The organism is Salinisphaera orenii subsp. halophila YIM 95161, assembly GCF_003732545.1.
Taxonomy (GTDB): Bacteria; Pseudomonadota; Gammaproteobacteria; order Nevskiales; family Salinisphaeraceae; genus Salinisphaera; species Salinisphaera orenii_A.
The window spans coordinates 26,644-42,776 of the sequence record NZ_AYKF01000046.1 but is presented as its reverse complement, the minus strand read 5'-3'; the positions used below and the strand labels follow the sequence as shown (position 1 = coordinate 42,776).

General features: G+C 64.3%; 14 protein-coding genes. 9 read left to right on the top strand and 5 right to left on the bottom strand.

Annotated elements, in window-relative coordinates:
* Positions 1-20: 20 nt before the first annotated feature.
* The 4 genes from fabF to fabD all read right to left on the bottom strand — a co-directional run bounded on the left by fabF (position 21) and on the right by fabD (position 3,446).
* The gene (gene fabF / locus SAHL_RS03195) at positions 21-1,262 is read right to left on the bottom strand and encodes a beta-ketoacyl-ACP synthase II (protein WP_123589958.1); all 1,242 of its coding nucleotides are present in this window, start codon (positions 1,260-1,262) and stop codon (positions 21-23) included.
* A gap of 84 nt (positions 1,263-1,346) precedes the next feature.
* On the bottom strand, positions 1,347-1,586 hold the full coding sequence (acpP, locus tag SAHL_RS03190; protein ID WP_006912784.1) for an acyl carrier protein: 240 nt from the start codon (positions 1,584-1,586) through the stop codon (positions 1,347-1,349).
* 101 nt (positions 1,587-1,687) lie between these two features.
* A complete protein-coding gene (fabG, locus tag SAHL_RS03185) occupies positions 1,688-2,443 on the bottom strand; it encodes a 3-oxoacyl-ACP reductase FabG (protein ID WP_123589957.1) in 756 nt (251 codons plus the stop codon).
* A gap of 37 nt (positions 2,444-2,480) precedes the next feature.
* Positions 2,481-3,446 (bottom strand): ACP S-malonyltransferase, encoded by a 966-nt coding sequence (gene fabD, locus SAHL_RS03180; protein ID WP_123589956.1) that lies wholly within the window; start codon positions 3,444-3,446, stop codon positions 2,481-2,483.
* Positions 3,447-3,561: 115 nt separating this feature from the next.
* On the opposite strand from fabD, the gene SAHL_RS03175 reads away from it, so the two are divergent.
* The 9 genes from SAHL_RS03175 to cyoD all read left to right on the top strand — a co-directional run bounded on the left by SAHL_RS03175 (position 3,562) and on the right by cyoD (position 14,205).
* The gene (locus tag SAHL_RS03175; RefSeq protein WP_184947261.1) at positions 3,562-4,008 is read left to right on the top strand and encodes an NUDIX hydrolase; all 447 of its coding nucleotides are present in this window, start codon (positions 3,562-3,564) and stop codon (positions 4,006-4,008) included.
* Positions 4,005-5,147, top strand: coding sequence for a tRNA 2-thiouridine(34) synthase MnmA (mnmA, locus tag SAHL_RS03170; RefSeq protein WP_123589954.1), 1,143 nt, complete (start codon positions 4,005-4,007; stop codon positions 5,145-5,147). Before SAHL_RS03175 ends, mnmA begins: the two co-directional genes overlap by 4 nt.
* Positions 5,144-5,773: a lysogenization protein HflD gene (locus SAHL_RS03165; protein WP_123589953.1), complete on the top strand. Its 630-nt coding sequence runs from the start codon at positions 5,144-5,146 to the stop codon at positions 5,771-5,773. The genes mnmA and SAHL_RS03165 overlap by 4 nt, the downstream gene beginning before the upstream one ends.
* Before the next feature lie 128 nt (positions 5,774-5,901).
* Positions 5,902-8,649 carry an aconitate hydratase AcnA gene (gene acnA / locus SAHL_RS03160; protein WP_123589952.1) on the top strand — a complete coding sequence of 916 codons (2,748 nt, stop codon included), beginning with the start codon at positions 5,902-5,904 and terminating at the stop codon, positions 8,647-8,649.
* A gap of 456 nt (positions 8,650-9,105) precedes the next feature.
* Entirely contained in the window at positions 9,106-10,065 is a 960-nt protein-coding gene (locus SAHL_RS03155) for an IS1595 family transposase (RefSeq protein WP_123589951.1), read from the top strand.
* A 121-nt stretch (positions 10,066-10,186) separates the two neighbouring features.
* Positions 10,187-11,119 (top strand): ubiquinol oxidase subunit II, encoded by a 933-nt coding sequence (gene cyoA / locus SAHL_RS03150; RefSeq protein WP_245968366.1) that lies wholly within the window; start codon positions 10,187-10,189, stop codon positions 11,117-11,119.
* Between the two features lie 21 nt (positions 11,120-11,140).
* Positions 11,141-13,222: a cbb3-type cytochrome c oxidase subunit I gene (locus SAHL_RS03145; RefSeq protein ID WP_123589950.1), complete on the top strand. Its 2,082-nt coding sequence runs from the start codon at positions 11,141-11,143 to the stop codon at positions 13,220-13,222.
* A 33-nt stretch (positions 13,223-13,255) separates the two neighbouring features.
* Entirely contained in the window at positions 13,256-13,873 is a 618-nt protein-coding gene (gene cyoC / locus SAHL_RS03140) for a cytochrome o ubiquinol oxidase subunit III (protein ID WP_123589949.1), read from the top strand.
* Positions 13,870-14,205 (top strand): cytochrome o ubiquinol oxidase subunit IV, encoded by a 336-nt coding sequence (gene cyoD, locus SAHL_RS03135; RefSeq protein ID WP_123589948.1) that lies wholly within the window; start codon positions 13,870-13,872, stop codon positions 14,203-14,205. Before cyoC ends, cyoD begins: the two co-directional genes overlap by 4 nt.
* Before the next feature lie 452 nt (positions 14,206-14,657).
* On the opposite strand, the gene SAHL_RS03130 is transcribed toward cyoD, so the two are convergent.
* Positions 14,658-16,100, bottom strand: a complete 1,443-nt coding sequence (locus SAHL_RS03130) for a sensor domain-containing diguanylate cyclase (RefSeq protein ID WP_123589947.1) — start codon at positions 16,098-16,100, stop codon at positions 14,658-14,660.
* Between the last annotated feature and the right edge of the window lie 33 nt (positions 16,101-16,133).

Here is a 16,133-nt window from a genome sequence, read left to right as displayed (position 1 = left end):
GCTGCCGTGCGACGCCCCGCTCAATCGACGCGCTTGAAGATCAGCGAGCCGTTGGTGCCACCGAAGCCGAACGAATTGGACAGGACCGCGGAGATCGGCATCGAACGCGCCTCGTGGGGCACGTAGTCGAGCGAGCAGCCCTCGTCCGGTGTGTCGAGATTGATTGTCGGCGGCGCCACCTGGTCACGGATCGCCAGAAGGGTGAAGATGGCCTCCGCGGAACCCGCGGCGCCAAGCATGTGGCCGGTCATCGACTTGGTCGAACTCACGGCCGCTTTCTTCGCCGCCGGCCCGAGAACCGACTCGATGGCCTGACTCTCGGAGACGTCGCCGGCCTGCGTCGAGGTGCCGTGGGCGTTGACGTACTGGATCTCGTCCGGGTTCATCTCGGCGTCGGCCAGCGCATTGCTCATGCACTGGCGGGCGCCATGACCGCTGGGCATGGTGATGTGATGGGCGTCGCCCGACATGCCGAAACCGGCGAGCTCGCCGTAGATCGTCGCGCCCCGCGCCCGCGCCGACTCGTATTCCTCGAGGAACACGACGCCCGCGCCGTCGGAGAGAACGAAGCCGTCCCGATCGACGTCCCAGGGGCGGCTCGCTGCCGCCGGATCGTCGTTGCGCGTCGACAGTGCCCGGGCCGAACAGAAACCGGCGAGGCCCACCGGATTGACGGCCATCTCGCAGCCGCCCGCGACCATCGCGTCGGCGTCGCCCGCCGCAATCATGCGACCGGCCAGGCCGATGTTGTGCACACCGGTCGTGCACGCCGACACGGCCGCGATGTTCGGGCCGTTGAGGCGGAGCTGGATCGAGATCTGCCCCGCCGCCATGTTGGCGATGCTGCTCGGAATGAAGAAGGGCGAGACCTTCTTCGGGTTGTAGTCGGCCTCGTGGAAGCCGACACAGGTCTTCAGGATCGTCCCGATGCCGCCGATACCGGAGCCGACGGCCACGCCGACCCGGTCGTTGACCTCGTCATCGAGCTCGTAACCGCTGTCGAGCGTGGCCTGGACCGCCGCCGCCACGCCGTAGTGCACGAAGGGATCGAAGCGCTTGGCTTCCTTGGCCGACATGTACCGGGTGACGTCGAAATTCCGGATCGGCCCGCCGAAGCGGGTCGGATAACCCGACACGTCGAAGGTGTCGATGTCGGTGATACCGCTGCGTCCGGCGAGAATGCCCTCCCAGGTCGATGCGACATCGAGCCCCAGTGGAGAAATCATTCCCAGTCCGGTCACCACTACGCGACGCTGTCTCAACGGCGCCCCCTATTGCTGCAGTCGCCGCTGTTCGCGGCGGGATCTGCTGGCCGACCTCGACGGTGGCCGACAGCGTGGAAAGACTCAGCCCTCGGCGTGCGACTTGATGTAGTCGACCGCGTCCTTGACGTTGACGATCTTCTCGGCTTCCTCGTCCGGGATGTCGATCTCGAATTCCTCTTCGAGGGCCATCACGAGCTCGACGGTGTCCAGCGAATCCGCGCCCAGATCATCGACGAACGACGCCTCCGAGGTCACCTGATCTTCGCTGACGGACAGCTGTTCGGCAATGATCTTCTGTACTCGTTCTTCGACGCTACTCATCGGGTTCTCTCCTGTTGAATATGGTTTACGCGAATCGAGCGCGCATTCGCCTAGCGAGGCGCGCGCCATTCTAGGGAAAAAGGGTGGATGTCGCCAGAAACTCAGGCCCCCATGTACAGCCCGCCGTTCACCGACAGCGTTTCGCCGGTAATATACGCTGCGGCGGGCGATACGAGAAAGGCCACGCTCTCGGCGATGTCGTCGACGCCGCCCAGCCGCTGCAGCGGAATCTGCTCCAGCATCGCGCTGCGGGTGTTGTCGTCGAGCTCGCGGGTCATGTCGGTCTCGATGAAACCGGGGGCGATGGCGTTGACCGTGATCCGGCGTGACCCGACCTCGCGTGCCAGCGAGCGGGTGAAGCCCAACAGCCCGGCCTTCGCGGCGCTGTAATTGGTCTGTCCGGCGTTGCCCATCAGACCCACGACCGAGGCCACGTTGACGATACGTCCGCCCTTGGCCTTCATCATGCCGCGCAGGACCGCCTTGGACACCCGGAACACGCCGGTCAGGTTCGCGTCGATCACGTCCTGCCAGTCGGCCTCGCCCATGCGCATGAGCAGCGTGTCGCGCGTGATCGCGGCGTTGTTGACCACGATCGTCGGCGCGCCGAACTCGCTGCCGATCGCCTTGATCACGGCCGTGACCTCGTCACCGTCGGTGACGTCGAGTCGGCGCCCCGCCCCGCCGGCGGCGTTCTGTTTCAGGCGCTCGTCGATGCGCGCCGCGCCGTCGTCGCTGGTGGCCGTGCCGATGACGATGGCGCCGGCCGCGGCGAGCCGGTCGGCGATGGCCGCGCCGATGCCGCGCGAGGCGCCCGTGACCAGGGCCACCTGGCCGGAGAGGCTGTGCATGGTCATGTCAGTTCGTTCTCGCGGTGCTGCTGGATCTTGTTCGTTATTCGTCGTCTTCGCCGGCGGTGGCGTCGAGCGCCTGCCGGAAGCTGTCGATATCCGACAATGGCAGCGTCTGGGCCGTCTTGTCGATGCGCTTGTTCAGGCCGGTGAGCACGCGGCCCGGGCCGCATTCGAGAAACAGCGCGCAGCGGGCGTTGCGCATCGCACGGATCGTGTCGGTCCAGAGCACGGACTGGGCCAGCTGCGCGACCAGCGCCTTGCGGATGCCGTCGACGTCCTCGCGCGGTTGCGCATCGACGTTGTGCAGCACGGTCAGCTTCGGCTCGCGCAGCGGCGTCTCCAGCAGATGCGATTGCAGCCGTTCGGCCGCCGGCTTCATCAGCGCGCAGTGCGACGGCACGCTCACGGTCAATGGCTTGACCATCTTCGCGCCCTTGTCCTTGGCGATGCGGCCGGCGGTGGCGATTGCCTCGGCGTCGCCGGCGATGACCACCTGCAGCGGGGCGTTGAAGTTGGCCGCCGCGGCGGTAAGGCCGTCCGCGGCGTGTTCGGCCTCGGCCTCGGCGCAGGCCTGTCGCACCGCGTCGTCCTCGAGGCCGATGATCGCGGCCATGGCGCCCTCGTCGGGGCCGACGGCGCTCTGCATCGCCTGGCCGCGCAGGCGGGTCAGGCGCAGCGCGTCGCTGAAGTCCAGCGCCTGGGCGGCCACCAGCGCGGCGTACTCGCCGAGGCTGTGTCCGGCGAGAAACTCCGGGGTCGCGCCGCCGCTCTCGCGCCAGGCGCGCCAGGTCGCCACGCCCGCGGCGACCAGCGCCGGCTGGGTGTACTCGGTCTGGTCCAGCCTGTCCGCCGGACCCTCGTTGATGAGGGCGGCCATGTCGTAGCCCAGCACGTCGCTGGCTTCGGCGAAGGTGTCGCCCACGACCGGATGATGCTCGGCCAGCTGGGCGAGCATGCCGACCGATTGGGCGCCCTGGCCCGGAAACAGCATCGCAAAACGCGACATACAAACCGTCATCAGCAAACGAAGCCGGCATCATACCCACCCGCTGTCGCCTTGGCCACGTGAAAAGGCGCTTTGCTAGACTTCACCGCGATTGTCTCGCCTTGTGGAGGCCGATGTGGTCCACGCCGAACTCACCGTGGCGGCGGTCGTCGTGCGCGACGAACGTTATCTCGTGGTCGAGGAGTACGCCCGCGGCGCACGCGTGATCAACCAGCCGGCCGGCCACGTCGAGCCGGGCGAGACCATCGTCGACGCCGTCATCCGCGAAACCCGCGAGGAAACGGCCTGGGGCTTCACCCCGACCGGTCTCGTCGGCATGTATTACTGGCCCCACGAAGACGGCCGCACAACGCTTCGTTTCGCCTTCTGCGGCACGGTCGGCGATCATGCGCCGGAGCAGCCGCTGGATGAGGGCATCGTCGCCGCTCATTGGCTGTCAGCGAGCGATCTCGCCGCCCGCGAGAACCTCCGCAGCCCCCTCGTGCTGCGGGCGATCGAGGACTTCGGCAGCCAGCCGCCGCTGCCGCTCGAACGCGTGCGCCATATTCGGGCCGACGCATGACCGCCTGCGTCGAGGGCGATGTGGCCGACACGCGGGTCGTGGTCGGTCTGTCCGGCGGTGTGGATTCGGCGGTGACCGCGCTGCGCCTGGTCGAGGCCGGCTATCAGGTTGAAGGCCTGTTCATGTTCAACTGGAGCGAGGACGAGGCCGGCCGCTGTCAGGCGGCGGACGACTTCGACGATGCGGCGGCCGTCTGCGACGTGCTGGATATTCCGCTGCACCGCGCGGATTTCTCGCGCGAGTACAAGACGCGGGTGTTCCGGTATTTCCTGGACAGCTACGCCGCCGGGCGGACCCCCAATCCGGACGTCCTCTGCAACCGCGAGATCAAGTTCGACGCATTTCTGCACCACGCCCGGCGGCTGGGAGCCGACTGGATCGCCACAGGCCACTACGCGCGGCTGGTGCACGACGAGCGCGGCACGCGACTGCTGCGCGGCGCCGACCCGGCCAAGGATCAGTCCTATTTCCTGGCGGCCGTGCCCATGGCCGCGCTGGAACGCACGCTGTTCCCGCTCGGCGATCTCCCCAAGACCGATGTGCGGGCCATGGCCCGGCGCGCCGGGCTGCCGGTGCACGACAAGCCCGACAGCACCGGCGTGTGTTTCATCGGCGAACGCGATTTCGAGGGCTTTCTGCGCCAGTATCTGTCCGGGCGCGCCGGTCCGGTGCGCGTCGCGGGCGGCCCGCTGGCCGGTCGTGTCATCGGCGAGCACGCCGGGCTGATCTACTACACCATCGGTCAGCGTCGCGGCCTCGGCCTCGGCGGGGTCCCCGGCGCAGCCCAGGCGCCCTGGTACGTCGCCGACAAGGATCTCGACAGCGACACGCTCTGGGTTACCCAGGATGCGGCGCATCCCGCCCTGATGGAGACCCGGCTGACGACCGCCGCTCCGCACTGGCTCGGTCCCGCGCCCGCACTGCCGCTGCGCTGCGCCGCCCAGGTGCGCTATCGCCAGCGGGCGATCGCCTGCCGCGTGACTGCACAAGATAGCGGACTGGCCGTACAATTCGACCATCCGCCCCGTGCCATAGCGCCCGGCCAGTACGCTGTCTTCTACGACGGCGATCACTGTCTGGGCAGTGCGGAGATCGTCACCGCCGGCGCGCCGGCGCCGCTGCAGAGCGCGACCGCATGAATGCATCCGCCGACCATCCGCTGCGCGACCAGGCCCTGGCCCTGGCCGGTGTGGCTCAGTTCGCCCGCTATGCGCACGAGCTCGGCGCCGAAGGTCGTGACGCACCGGAGCGCCTCGAGCGGGCCAAGCGCGCGATCTTCTGCACCGATCCGGACACGACGATGGACGTGTTCGGCGACCTGTCGAACCTTGGCGACGGCATTGCCTATCTGCGCACCCAGCTCTCCGGCGGCAAGCCGGATCAGCAGGCCGCGACGATCGCGCGCTACATCGGCCAGCTGCTGCGTCTGTCCGGCAATCTGATGAAGGACGAGGCGGCGATGTCGCGCATCCGGGGTGCCATCGACCGCGCGCGTCTCGCCGAGCCCGCAGACGTCCCCGCGATTCTGGATGACGCCTACCGCGACAGCGTCAGCCCGACCAAACCGCGCATCATGCTGCACGGTCATCCGACCTATCTGGGCAACGATGCCATCCAGGCGCGGGCCCGCACGCAGCTGCTGGCCGCGGTGCGCTGTGCGATTTTGTGGCGACAGTGCGGTGGCGGCTTTCTCAGCCTGTTCTTCCGTCGCAAGGCTCTGCTGGCCGCGCTCGAGCGGATCGGGCCGCAGGACGTTGCCCGCTGACACGATTGTGCACGCCTGCCTCACCCTGCAGGCGATGCGGCAAAAAGCTATACTACGCGGCGTTTTCAGCATGTGGCGGTCGCCGCCACGCCGGCTTTCACCGAGTGTCTTTCAGGAGAACAAAACGTATGACGGACAGTTTCAGTACACGCTCGCAGTTCACCGCAGGCGACCGCAGTTTTGACTACTTCAGCCTGAAAAAGCTCGAGGAACAGTACCCGAGCGTCGCGAAGCTGCCCTACGCGCAGAAGATCCTGCTGGAGAATCTGCTGCGCCACGAGGACGGGTCCAACGTCACCGCCGACGACATCAAGGCGATGGCCAACTGGGACGCCAAGGCCGAGCCGGACACCGAGATCGCCTTCACCCCGGCCCGGGTCGTGCTGCAGGACTTCACCGGCGTACCGGCGATCGTCGATCTGGCCGCCATGCGTGATGCGATGGCCAACCTCGGCGGCAGCGCGGACAAGATCAACCCGCTCTCGCCCGCGGAACTGGTCATCGACCACTCCGTGATGGTCGACGAGTACGGCAGCGACAAGGCCTTCGATCTGAACGCCAAGCTCGAATTCAACCGCAACAAGGAGCGCTATGCGTTCCTGCGCTGGGGTCAGGGCGCGTTCGACAACTTCAAGGTCGTGCCGCCGGATACCGGCATCGTCCATCAGGTCAACCTGGAATATCTGGCCCGCGTGGTCTTCGGCAATGAAGACACCAATCTGGCCTATCCGGACACGCTGGTCGGCACCGACAGCCACACCACCATGATCAACGGTGTGGGCGTGCTCGGCTGGGGCGTGGGCGGCATCGAGGCTGAAGCGGCGATGCTCGGCCAGCCGATCACCATGCTCATTCCGCAGGTCGTGGGCTTCAAGCTCACCGGCAAGCTGGCCGAGGGCTGCACCGCCACCGATCTGGTGCTCACCGTGACCGAAATGCTGCGCGCCAAGGGCGTGGTCGGCAAGTTCGTGGAGTTCTTCGGCGACGGCCTGGCCGACCTCCCGCTGGCCGATCGCGCGACCATCGCCAACATGGCGCCGGAATACGGCGCGACCTGCGGCATCTTCCCGGTCGACGGCGAGACCATCCGCTACATGGAACTCACCGGCCGCCCGGCCGAGCAGCTCGAGCTGGTCGAGGCCTATGCCAAGGCTCAGGGCCTGTGGCGCGAGGAAGGCGAGCCCGAGGCGGACTACACCGACGTGCTGGAACTGGACCTGTCCACCGTGCAGCCGTCGCTCGCCGGGCCGAAACGCCCGCAGGACCGTGTCCTGCTCACCGACATGCAGAAGACCTATCGCCGCGAAGTCGAGCCCTTCATGAAGGCGCGCGCGGAGAAGGCCGACCCGCAAGACAAGAGCATGGCCGAGGCCAAGCAGCAGAGCGAAGCCGGCCTGGCCTCCGACTCCATCGGCGGGGCGACGCACGCGCCGGTGTCCTACAAGGAGGCCGAGTTCGATCTGCACGACGGCTCGGTCGTGATCGCCGCGATCACCTCCTGCACCAACACCTCCAACCCGGCAGTGATGATCGGCGCCGGCCTGCTTGCGCGCAACGCGATCGAGAAAGGCCTGCAGGTCAAGCCGTGGGTGAAGACCTCGCTGGCGCCCGGCTCCAAGGTCGTCACCGAGTATCTCGAGAAGGCCGGTCTCGACGACGACCTGGACAAGCTCGGCTTCCAGCTCGTCGGCTACGGTTGCACGACCTGCATCGGCAACTCCGGCCCGCTGCCGGAGCCGATCGGCCAGGCCGTGCGCGAGCACGACCTCAACGTCGCCTCGGTATTGTCGGGCAATCGCAACTTCGAAGGCCGCGTGCACGGCGACGTGCGCATGAACTTCCTGGCCAGCCCACCGCTGGTCGTGGCCTATGCGCTCGCCGGCACGATCGATATCGATCTGACCAGCGATCCGATCGGCCAGGACGCCAACGGCAACGATGTCTATCTCAAGGATCTCTGGCCGTCGCAGAAGGAGATCTACGACACTATCGGCACTTCTCTGAACTCGGAGATGTTCAAGGACAGCTACGGCGACGTGTTCGCAGGCGACTCCCGCTGGAAGGGCCTGGACGTACCCGAGGGCGAGATCTTCGACTGGGACGACACCAGCACCTACGTGCAGAACCCGCCCTACTTCGACGGCATGTCGGTCGACGTGGACGAGATTCCGACCATCCAGGGCGCGCGCTGTCTCGCCCTGCTGGGTGACTCGATCACGACCGATCATATCTCGCCGGCCGGCGCGATCACCCGGGACTCGCCCGCCGGGCAGTATCTCCAGGAGAAAGGCGTCAAGCCGTCGGACTTCAACAGCTACGGCTCGCGCCGCGGCAATCACGAAGTGATGATGCGCGGCACCTTCGCCAACGTGCGGCTGCGCAACCTGCTGGCGCCCGGCACGGAGGGCGGCTGGACCCGGCACCAGCCCTCCGGCGACGAGATGTTCATCTACGACGCCGCGATGCAGTACAAGGACGAAGGCACCCCGCTGGTCGTGCTCGCCGGCAAGGAATACGGCACCGGCTCCTCGCGCGACTGGGCGGCCAAGGGCACGCTGCTGCTGGGCGTGAAGACCGTGATCGCGCAGTCCTTCGAGCGTATCCACCGCTCGAATCTGGTCGGCATGGGCGTGTTGCCGCTCCAGTTCGCCGAAGGCGAAAGCGCCGATGCCCTGGGCCTGGATGGCACCGAGACCTTCGATATCGAAGGTCTGTCGGCGGGCGCCAAGAGCGTAACGGTCAAGGCGACGAAGGAGAGTGGCGAGACCACCGAATTCGAAGCCCGTGTCCGTATCGACACGCCCAAGGAATGGGACTACTACCAGAACGGCGGCATTCTGCACTACGTGCTGCGTCAGCTGGCCACCGCGGCCTGATAACGAACGTCAACGGTTGGTGATAAAGCCCCGCCTCGGCGGGGCTTTTTTATATCGAGCGCGCAGGCACGCGGTGCGGCTCGGCTCCCGTTCGCATCGACTTATCGTGCGCCGAGGGCACTGGATGGCTTCGCCGGGACGCCCGACGCCGTGCGGATGGCGACGCGGCCATTAGCTGTATTACGCAACGACATTGACAGTCGGACCGGCGGCGGCTAGATTGTGCAACGCGTCATCCGAAGCGGCGCCCCATTCTTCCGCTCGCCGATGCGCCGTGAATCCGGCGTTGACGGGCCAACCGTAAAAGGTAGACGCTCGCATCGGCCCAGCTTGAGTGTCACTAATGGCCCGGTCGGTCCGCTAAAAATTCTCTTGATCATGTACCAAGTTTAGCCAGATCGTGATATGACCCACCCGCTGCGGAAAATCGAGCCGTGACACGCGTGGAGATTCATCATGGCAATCGATCAGGTCCAGATGCGACCTAGCCAATCGCTGGTGGAGTTCATGCAGGAACATGGTAGCCAAGCGCAATGCACACAGGCCGTGGCGGCCGCGCGCTGGCCGGGCGGTTGTGTCTGCGCCGTCTGCCATTGCTGCTTGCACCCCACGTTCGAGCAGGCCGGTCGGAATTGCTTGCAGTGCCAACGCTGTCGGTATCAGACCACGATGACCGCAGGCACGATCTTCGAGGCGAGTCAGCTGCCCCTGACGGCCTGGTTTCTGGCCATGCACTTCCGGACCCAGGCCAAGAACAACGTCTCGGCTCTGGACGTTCGACGCCAACTCGGCCTGAGATGGCGCACCGCCCGGCGGATTAAGCACAAGTTCATGACAGTCATAGCCGAGGGTGAGTCGCTTCGGCAATTGTCGGACCGGGTCGAGATCGACGATGCCTATCTCGGCGGCGAACGCGCAGGCAAGCCCGGCCAACGTGGCCGAGGATCGCCCAACAAGATCACGTTGGTCATGGCGGTGTCCACGCTCGACGATCACAAGCCGCATCAAGTGGTGCTGCGCTGTATGCCCTTTACGTCAGACGCCGTGGCCGACTGGGCCAACGAGTCGCTGTCGGCGGACACCGATGCGGTGTCGGACGGCCTGCCGGCGTTTCGCGCGCTGCGTGCGGAGGTCGCGAGTCATCTTGCGATCGTCACCGGATCCAGCCCGGCGTCGGCCGGGCATCCCGAGTTCCGCTGGGTCAACATCATGCTGGGCAATCTCAAGACCTCAATCAACGGCACCTACCACGCGTTCAAGTTTGCCAAGTACGCCGCTCTCTATCTCGCCGACTTCCAGTACCGCTTCAACCGGCGTTATAACCTCCGATCTATCCTGACCCGGCTGGCGGGCGCCGCGGCCACAACCGTTCCATGGCCGGAGTATCGCTTCAAACAGACTGAACTTTGTATATAGTCAAAATGACCGTTGTCTCGCTAATAACCTGCAAAAATCATGGTGGAATCGATACATCAGGCATTTTAGCGAGAGCGATGGCTCGATATGCAGGGCCTAGTCACCCTTTGGAATGCATGTGATGTCTATCCAAACGTCTGGAAATACAATCCGCCGCCTCCGCCTGCCGCTGATCGTGCTGCTGACGCTCATGCTCGCCGGCTGCAGTGCACAGTGGTTCGTCGATACGTTCTATCTCAACGAGCTGGTGACGTTCTTCACGGCCGGGCCCGTGGCGGCCTATCAGCGCAACGTGATGCTGTTCACCTTTACGGTGATGCTGTTCGTGCTGGTGCCGGTGGTCGGCTTCACGCTCTGGTTCGCGTGGCACTATCGCGCATCGAACCGCCACAACACCTATACCGCCAACTGGTATCACTCGGGTCTGCTGGAAGCCTTTCTCTGGGGTGGCCCGACCGTGATCATCGTGATCCTGGCCGTGCTCACCTGGGTGAGCACCTTCGATCTCGATCCTTACAAGCCGTTGGAGTCTGAGAACCCGACCATTGAAGTTCAGGCTATCGCCATGGACTGGAAATGGTTGTTCATCTACCCGGACTACAACATCGCGGTGGTCAATGAAATCGCCCTGCCTGTCGATACGCCGCTGCAGATCGACCTGACCTCGGCGTCCGTGATGAACGCTTTCATGATCCCTCGGCTGGGCAGCCAGATCATGGCGATGTCGGGCATGCGCACTCGCTTGCACCTGATGGCCACCGAGAAAGGCGAGTACTTCGGCAAGAACTATCAATACAGCGGCGACGGCTTCGCTGGCATGAATTTCCAGGTGCATGCGGTGAAACCGGACGCCTTCGATCAGTGGATCGAGCAGGCCCGGGCGGCGTCTAAACCGCTGGATATCGCCGCTTATCGCGAGTTGGTCAAGCCCAGCAAGAATGTCGATCCGATCTACTATTCATCGGTGCGCGACGGCCTGTTCGACTATGTCATCAAGCGCTTTCAGGAAGGCGACGGTTCGGTTCCGCCGCCCGATCGCCTGACGGATCGCTAGCTTCAGCGCATCGAGGACACGATGTTCGGAAAACTCACTCTAGACGCCTTCACTCATTCGAGCCTGATCATCGTTTTCGCGAACGTGATCATGGTCGGCACCGGTTTGCTGGTCATCGGCCTGCTCACGTATTTCCGCAAGTGGGGCTATCTATATCGCGAGTGGTTCACGACTGTGGATCACAAGAAGATCGGGGTGATGTATATCTTCATCGCGCTGATCTTCTTGCTGCGCGGTTTTATCGATGCCGCGATGGTGCGCGCCCAGCAGGCGACCGCCGGGCCGGGCATGGAAGGGTATCTGGAGGCGCATCACTTCGCCGAGTTGTTCACCGGCCACGGCACGATGATGATCTTCTTCATGGCCATGCCGTTCATCGTCGGTCTGATGAATATCGCCATTCCGCTGCAGATCGGCGCGCGCGACGTGTCCTATCCGCTTCTCAATGCGATCAGCCTGTGGCTGACGGCCGCGGCTGGCGCGCTGGTGATGATCTCGCTGCTGATCGGCCAGTTTTCGGAAGCGGGCTGGTCGGGTTATACGCCGTTCTCGGGGCTCGATCATAGCCCCAGCGTGGGCGTCGACTACTGGATCTGGGCGTTACAGATATCCGGCATCAGTACCACGCTGACCGGCGTCAATTTCCTGGTGACGATTCTCAAGAAACGCGCGCCCGGCATGAACTTCATGCGCATGCCGATGTTCACCTGGACGTCGCTGTGCACCACGATCCTGATCGTGCTGTCTTTCCCGGCGTTGACCGTGGCGCTCGCGCTGCTGGCGCTGGACCGTTCGGCCGGAACCCATTTCTTCACGGGAACGATGGGCGGCGACCAGATGATGTACATCAACATGTTCTGGATCTGGGGCCATCCGGAAGTCTATATTCTGGTGCTGCCGGTATTCGGCGTTTTCTCCGAAGTCGTCACGACCTACTGCAACAAGCGCCTGTTCGGCTACAAGTCGATGGTGTGGGCGACCATGGCCATCGCCTTCCTGTCGTTCACGGTCTGGGTCCATCACTTCTTCACGATGGGCCAGGATCCGCTGCGCAATGCCGCCTTCGGTATCGCCACCATGGTCATCGCCATTCCCACCGGCGTGAAGATCTACGACTGGATCTGGACGATGTTCCGGGGGCGTATCGAGTTCAAGCTGCCGATGCTGTGGACGCTGGGCTTCATCATCACCTTCACGATGGGTGGCATGAGCGGCGTGCTGCTCGCGATTCCCGGCGCCGACTACAAGATGCACAACAGCCTGTTCCTCGTCGCGCATTTTCATAACGTGCTGATTCCCGGAACGATGTTCGGCCTGTTGGCCGGCTTCTATTACTGGTTCCCGAAGGCCTTCGGTTTCAAGCTCGACGAGAAGTGGGGCCGGCATTCATTCTTCGGCTGGCTCGTGGGTTTCTATGTGGCCTTCGTGCCGCTGTACATGCTCGGCATGATGGGCATGCCGCGGCGCATGGCCAGCTATGAGAACCCGGTCTGGCATTTCTGGCTGGTGATCGCGGCCATCGGCGCGCTCATCGTGGCGTACGGCATCTTCGCGATGTTCATGCAGATTTACGTGAGCTATCGCGATCGCGAGAAGAACCGCGATCTCTCCGGCGATCCCTGGGGCGGACGTACGCTGGAGTGGTCGATCGCCTCGCCGCCGCCCGAGTACAACTTCGCGATCATTCCCGAAGTCCACGATCGCGACGCGTTCATGTACATGAAGGTGCACAACACCGCCTATCAGCGGCCCGAGCGCTATGAAGACATTCATATGCCCAAATCCACGCCGATCGCGATCGTCATCGCTGGCCTGGCGTTCGTGTTCGGCTTTGCCTATGTCTGGCATATCTGGTGGCTGGCCGGGCTATGCCTGCTCGGCGTGATTGGCGCGGTGATCGCGCGCAGCTTCAACCCGGAGCCGGAGTATGTGATCCCGGCAGGGGAAGTCGAACGTACCGAGAATGCGTTCCACGACAAGGTCGCCCAGGACGGTGCACTCGAGCGCATGAAGCATATCGAGTCGTTCGGCGACGAGCGTTCCGCATATGCCGCCACGCCGGAACCGTCCACGACCGGGACCCAATCGGAAAAGCCGCTATGAAAATGAAATGCATGCACAGCCGGGGCCGTGTCCATGTCGTCTAACGCCCACGATCTGAACAGCATTCGCGCCGCCGCCAGAGCCGATACGGAAGTCAACTTCGGTTTCTGGATCTATCTGATGAGCGACGTGATCATCTTCTCGATGCTCTTTCTGGTGTATGTCGATCTGTCCCAGCGCTATGCGGGCGGGCCGACCGCGGCCGATGTGTTCGAGCTGCGCGGCGTCTTTCTCGAGACCATGGCGCTGCTGCTATCGAGCCTGACTTTCGGCATGGCGATGGTGAACCTGCATCAGGGCCAGAAGGAGCGGGTCGTGATCTGGCTCGGGGTGACGTTCGTGCTCGGCGCGTTCTTCCTCGGCCACGAGCTCAGCGAGTTCGCCCACCTCATCCATGAAGGCGCCTCGTTCACCCGGAGCGGCTTTCTATCCGCGTTCTTCGGGCTGGTCGGCACCCACGGTGCGCATGTGTTCTTCGGCCTGGTCTGGATCGTGGTGATGGTCGTACAGATCAAGCTGCGCGGGCTGACGCCGCCGGTCGCCTCCCGGCTCGCGCGTTTGAGCCTGTTCTGGCATTTTCTCGATCTCGTGTGGATATGCGTGTTCTCGACCGTGTATCTGCCCGGCGTCCTGCAAGGAGTTGCGGCATGAGCCATTCCACCGATGTCACGCCCGGCCATGCGCCCACCGCACGGGGCTATATCACCGGTTTCGTGCTGGCACTCGTGCTTACCCTGATTCCATTTGGCTTCGTGGCCTTCGGGTCGCTGTCGCAGGGGGCGGCGCTCATCGTGATTGCCGTGACCGCGGTTCTGCAGCTCGGCGTGCACCTGCGCTGGTTCCTGCATCTGGACATGTCGACCGAGCAGCGCTGGAACACGATCTCCATCCTGTTCTCTTTGCTGATTATGGTGGTGATGGTTGGCGGTACGATGTGGCTGTTCTATAGCCTCTATGTGCGTCACATGATGGTTGGCCACTAAACTGTCGAAAAGCGCTGGAATAATGGGCAAGAGATGCTGGTCATTCATTCAGCGTCGGTCGAGCATTTAGGTTTCGGCTTTCAGACGCAGTTTATCTACGTAACGGGAGACCGTTACGACCACAGATCAACCTAATCTCGGCTGCATGACGTCCAGACGTGACGGCGTGCATTGATCGACGATGCATATGTCCAGCAGCCACTTCTAAGTGATTGCCCTCTGGCTAGTATTCACCTCATCTGGCGCTATCGACAGGACAAAAATCATTGAATGGATAGCCAGTCATGCGCTCGGTGTCAGAAAACAATGGTCGCCGTGCTCTAGATGTTATTTGAACGAAGATGGCGCCGTTGTACACGATGTATGTGTCATCGCCACACCCATTCGATTTTGTTCCCGGAACCGGTTGCCAGCGTAATGCACTGAAGCGGTTGGGCCTCTACTCGCTTGATTCAGCCCATGGCCACACGGTCACGGCCGGAGGCCTTGGCCTGGTAGAGCGCGCGGTCGGCCCGGGAGACCAGTGCGTCGATCTTCTCCGCGCCGTCGAAGGCGACGATTCCGATACTGACCGTCAGGGCCAGCTCGGCGTCCGCCGTCGGCAGCGGGGTCGAACGGATGCGATCGGCGACGCGCTCGGCCAGACGCCGGGCCCCGTCGGCATCGGTGTTCGGCAGGACCACGAGGAATTCCTCACCGCCCCAGCGCCCCACGGTATCGGTTGTGCGAAGCGCCTCGGTGGCGACCCGCGCGAACAGCTGCAGCGCCTCGTCGCCGACGCCGTGGCCGTGGCGATCGTTGATCGCCTTGAAGTGATCGAAATCGATCAGCAGCACGGAGAACGGCGCGCCGTAGCGTCGCGTGCGGCCGCGTTCCTCGTCGAGAAGCTGGCCGAGCCGGCGCCGGTTCGCCAGACCCGTGAGGTCGTCGGTGGTCGCGGCCACTCGAAGCCGGTCACGCGTCTCGCAGAGCGCGAGGTAATCGGCCCGACGGGCCAGCTCATGACCGAGCCATTGGGCGATGAGGCCGGCGAACTGCAGATGCTGGGCCGGGAACGGCCGTCGCGGCGTGGTGCTGGAGAAACACAGGGTGCCGTAGAGCTCGGCATCGACCCACACGGGGCTGCCGATGTAGGACTCCAGGCCGAAGGTCGCGTAGCAGGACTGGTGCCGGATTTCGTGGCGGCTGACATCGTGGTAGGCGATCGGTCCGCCCGCCGCGAGGGTGCTCGCACAATAGGTGTCGCGGAGGTCGAACAGGCTCCCCGCGGCCAGCCCATCGTCGGGATGGATGACGTCGACGATCTCGTAGGTCTCGCCTTTGATGTGGCTGAGCACGCCGATCGGGAGCTCGAACAGATCACAGCCGATGCGCAGCATTTCGTGCACCCGCTCGTCGAAGCCCATATGCTGGCTCGATGCCACGTCGTGCAGGCGCGCGGTGGCGCGATCGATGGCGATACGCTCGGATACGTCGCGCACGATCATCAGGGTCAGCGGTTGATCCGCCGTGTCGTCCCCGAGAATGCCGCGCCGCGTCTCGCCGTCGAACAGGCGACCGCGGGCACTCCGGTAGGCGCGGATGTGGGGTTGATGGGGCGGTGTCACGCGATTCGCGGCGTCGATGCGATCGTGCCCGGGCCGATCGCGCGCGGGGGTATCGGCGTCGAGCATGGCGAGCGGCTGGCCGATGAGCGTGTCGGCGTCATATTCGAACAGCGCCAGCGCCGCCGGATTCGCGCCGACGATCCGTTGTCGTGCGTCGGCAAGCAGCACGGCGTCGAGCATGTCCCGGAAGACACCTTCCAGCAGCAGGAGGCTGTCCAGCAGCCGGCCGTCGATTCGGTCCGCGGCGAACGCAACCGAACCCGAACCGTCGTGGCGTTTGTCGCTCACGCCCGGACGGCTCCGGCCGGGCGACGCCTCGTA